The following is a 3,948-nucleotide window of genomic DNA, read 5'->3' on the forward strand; positions in this document are numbered from 1 at the left end:
CCCATCTCGCAGCGCCGATCTGCGTTCCGGATATAAGGGCCACTGAGCTTGCCCTCGGCCAGCCGCCGTTTGCGCATCGCCCACGCGATATCCAGCCCCGCCAGATCCTGCATTTCAAACACGCCGATCGGAAAGCCATAATCGCGCATGGCCGCATCCACCTGTGAAGGCGTGGCCCCGTCGATCAAAAGCCGATCCGCCTCTGCGCGGTAGGCCGACATGATGCGGTTGCCGATGAAGCCGTCGCAGACACCGGACAGGACCCCGATCTTTCCCAGCGATTTCGACAACTTCGCTGCCGTGGCAATCACATCCTCGGCCACCGCGTCGGGCAGGACGATCTCCAAGAGCTTCATGATATGCGCCGGGGAAAAGAAGTGCAGACCGATGGCACGCGACGGGTCGGACAGAACCGCTGCGATGGCGTTCACGTCGAGATAGGAGGTGTTGGTCGCCAGGATCGCATCCGGTTTGGTGACCGCATCCAGTTGCGCGAAGACCTGTTTCTTGACCTCCAAGTCTTCGAAGACCGCCTCGATCACCAGATCCGCATCCGCCAGAGCGGCGTAGTCGGTGGCGGTTTCGAACCGCGCGACGACGGCGTTCAGGTCAGGCAGAAGACCCCGCTTGGCGCTGCTGTCGATTGTTCCGCGTACACGGTTGGCCCCAGCCTCCAGGCTGGTCTCGTCGCGTTCGATCAACGTCACATGGAACCCGCACATAAGGCAGGCCGACGCAATGCCCGCCCCCATTGTGCCGCCTCCGATCACACCGATCTGCGTGATCGGGCGCGGGGTCTGTTTCGCCCTCGGGTCGGCCAATGTGGCGCGTTCGGCAAAGAAGATGTGACGCAAGGCGCGGGCCTGATCGCTGGATTTCAAGGCAAGAAAGGTTGCGCGTTCTTCGGACAATGCCGCGTCCGCAGGCAAGAGCAAGCCGCGCTCCACCGCGTCGATGGCCGCTCCAATCGACACCTGCCCGCGTGCTTTGCGACGCAGGCCCGATGCCGTCTTGTCGAATGCGTCAGGATTGGTTGCGCCGACTACTGCCGTATCAAGCGTACGTCGTGGCGCATCCAGCGTGTTTGCCAAGGCCACCGCCTCGCCCAACAGATCGCCCGTTGCAATCGCGTCGATCAGACCGGCCTCAAGCGCCGCCTTGGCCGAGATCGGCTTTCCCCCCGCGATCATCTTCAGCGCCAGTTCCGCCTCGACCAATCGCGGCAACCGGACCGTGCCCCCCGCCCCCGGCACAAGACCAAGGGTCACTTCGGGCAACCCCATGCGCGCCGTGGCGTCCGCAATCCGCGCATGACACCCCATCGCCAGTTCCAACCCGCCGCCCAAAGCGGTGCCGTGGATCGCTGCGACCCACGGTTTCGAGGCTGCCTCAATAGCGGTGATGACGTCCGGCAGATGCGGCTCGACCGGCGGCAGGTCGAACTCGCGCACGTCGGCCCCGGCGACAAAGGTGCGCCCGGCGCAGGCGAGGACCACCGACATGACGTCCGGGTCAGCCTCGGTCCCCGCCACGGCCTGCAATAACCCCGCTCGCACCGCCTGTGACGATGCATTGACCGGGGGATTGTCGATGGTGACGACCGCAACGCGGCCTTGTTTGGCTATCGAAACGGTCATCGCTCTGGGTCGCCTTTGTCCTGAAGTGTTGGCGTATTTGTCGGGGCGCGGGTGAAGAATGGCAAGTGTCTCCCTCCAACTGAGGCGCGGCAGGTTATTTATTTCAAGTTTAAAACTTCAAACTTGAAATAAATTTGCGACTCGTGCAGCCTTCCCTTCAAGCTGTCAAAGAAAGAGGTCGAGATGCGGGTTGCATGTCTGGGGGGCGGTCCGGCGGGGCTTTACTTCGCGATCTCGATGAAGCTGCGCGATCCGTCGCACGAGATCACCGTGATCGAACGCAACAAGCCCGATGATACGTTTGGCTGGGGCGTCGTGCTGTCGGACGAAACGCTCGACAATCTCGCCGCCAATGACCCCAAAAGCGCCGAAGCGATCCGCGCCCATTTCGCCTATTGGGACGACATCGCCCTGCACTATCGCGGCGAACGGCTTGTGTCCTCCGGTCACGGGTTCTGCGGCATCGGACGCAAGCAGTTGTTGATTCTGCTCCAGGCACGGGCGCGGGAATTGGGGGTCGAGCTACGGTTCGAGACTGAAATCGGCAGCGCTGACGATTACCGTCAGGAATACGACCTTGTGGTTGCCAGCGACGGTCTCAATTCCAAGACCCGCACGCTTTATGCCGACAGCTTCAAACCCGACATCGACCTGCGCCATTGCCAGTTTGTCTGGTTGGGCACCCATCAGCGCTTTGATGACGCGTTCACCTTCATTTTCGAGGAAACCGACAAGGGCTGGGTCTGGGCGCACGCCTACCAGTTCGACGACGACACCGCGACCTTCATCGTGGAATGCACGCAAGAGACGTTTGACGCGTTCGGCTTTGCCGACATGACGCAGGACGAAAGCATCGGGACCTGCGAGGAAATCTTCAAAGACCACCTCGGTGGCCATGCCCTGATGACAAACGCGCGGCATATCCGGGGATCGGCCTGGATCCGGTTTCCGCGCGTGCTGTGCGAGACATGGAGCCACGAGAACGTCGTGCTGCTGGGCGATGCCGCCGCAACCGCGCATTTCTCAATCGGCTCGGGCACCAAACTGGCGCTGGAATCCGCGATTGCGTTGGCCGAGTACCTTCACACAGAGCCTGACATGACCCGCGCGTTCCAGCGCTATGAGGACGAACGCCGCCTCGAAGTGCTGCGCCTGCAATCGGCGGCCCGCAATTCGATGGAATGGTTCGAAACGGTCGAGCGGTATCTGGGCCTCGACCCCGTGCAGCTCAATTATTCGATGCTCACTCGCAGCCAGCGGATCAGCCACGAGAACCTCCGCGCGCGCGACAAAGCATGGCTCGAAGGTGCGGAACGTTGGTTCATGACGCAGGCCGGTGTTCCCGAAGACGCGCCTCTGCGGGCGCCCATGTTCACTCCATTCCGTCTGCGCGACATGACGCTGAAGAACCGCATCGTGGTCTCACCCATGGCGCAATACATGGCAGAGGATGGCTGCCCCACCGACTGGCACCTTGTCCATTATGGCGAACGTGCCAAAGGCGGCGCGGGTCTGGTCTTCACCGAAATGACCTGTGTGTCGCCCGAGGGGCGGATCACCCCCGGCTGTCCGGGGCTTTATGCACCCGAACACGAAGCGGCCTGGGCGCGGCTGGCCAAGTTCGTACACAGCGTTACGGATACGAAAATCTGCTGCCAGATCGGCCATTCCGGGCGCAAAGGCTCGACCCAATTGGGGTGGGAACGGATGGACGCCCCCCTGCCCGATGGCAACTGGGACGTCATCAGCGCCTCAGCCCTGCCGTGGTCGGACGAGAACGCCACGCCGCGCGAAATCACGCGGGCCGAGATGGATGAGATCACAGCGCAATTCGTGGCCTCTGCAGAAATGGCGGACCGGGCCGGGTTCGACATGATCGAACTGCACGCGGCACACGGGTATCTGCTGTCCTCATTCATCTCACCCGCGTCGAACATCCGTACAGATGAGTACGGCGGCAATCTGGAGAACCGCCTGCGCTACCCGCTTGAAGTGTTCGCCGCAATGCGCGCGGTCTGGCCCGAGGGGAAACCGATGTCGGTGCGCATCTCAGCGACGGACTGGCTGGACGAGGACGGCGTAACGCCGGACGAGGCGGTGCTGATCGCCAAAGCGTTTGCCGATGCCGGGGCCGATTTGATCGACGTGTCCGCAGGCCAAACCTCGACCAAGGCCAAACCCGTCTATGGAAGGATGTTCCAGACCCCGTTCTCGGACCGCATCCGCAACGAGGCGGGACTGTGTACCATGGCTGTCGGGCATATTTACGAGGCCGATCACGCCAACTCGATCCTGATGGCCGGGCGTGCCG

The 3,948-nt window shown here is 62.4% G+C and carries 2 protein-coding genes; one reads left to right on the forward strand and one right to left on the reverse strand.

The window, feature by feature from the left end:
• Positions 1–1,637 (reverse strand): 3-hydroxyacyl-CoA dehydrogenase NAD-binding domain-containing protein (locus JJ869_RS22550; RefSeq protein WP_292271047.1); only part of this gene is annotated, 1,637 nt, incomplete at its 3' end.
• Positions 1,638–1,820: 183 nt separating this feature from the next.
• Between JJ869_RS22550 and JJ869_RS22555 the strand changes: the two genes are divergently transcribed.
• A partial coding sequence (locus tag JJ869_RS22555; protein WP_292271049.1) for a bifunctional salicylyl-CoA 5-hydroxylase/oxidoreductase occupies positions 1,821–3,948 on the forward strand: 2,128 nt, incomplete at its 3' end.

It is taken from the genome of Marivita sp., from assembly GCF_017643905.1.
Classification (GTDB): domain Bacteria; phylum Pseudomonadota; class Alphaproteobacteria; order Rhodobacterales; family Rhodobacteraceae; genus Marivita.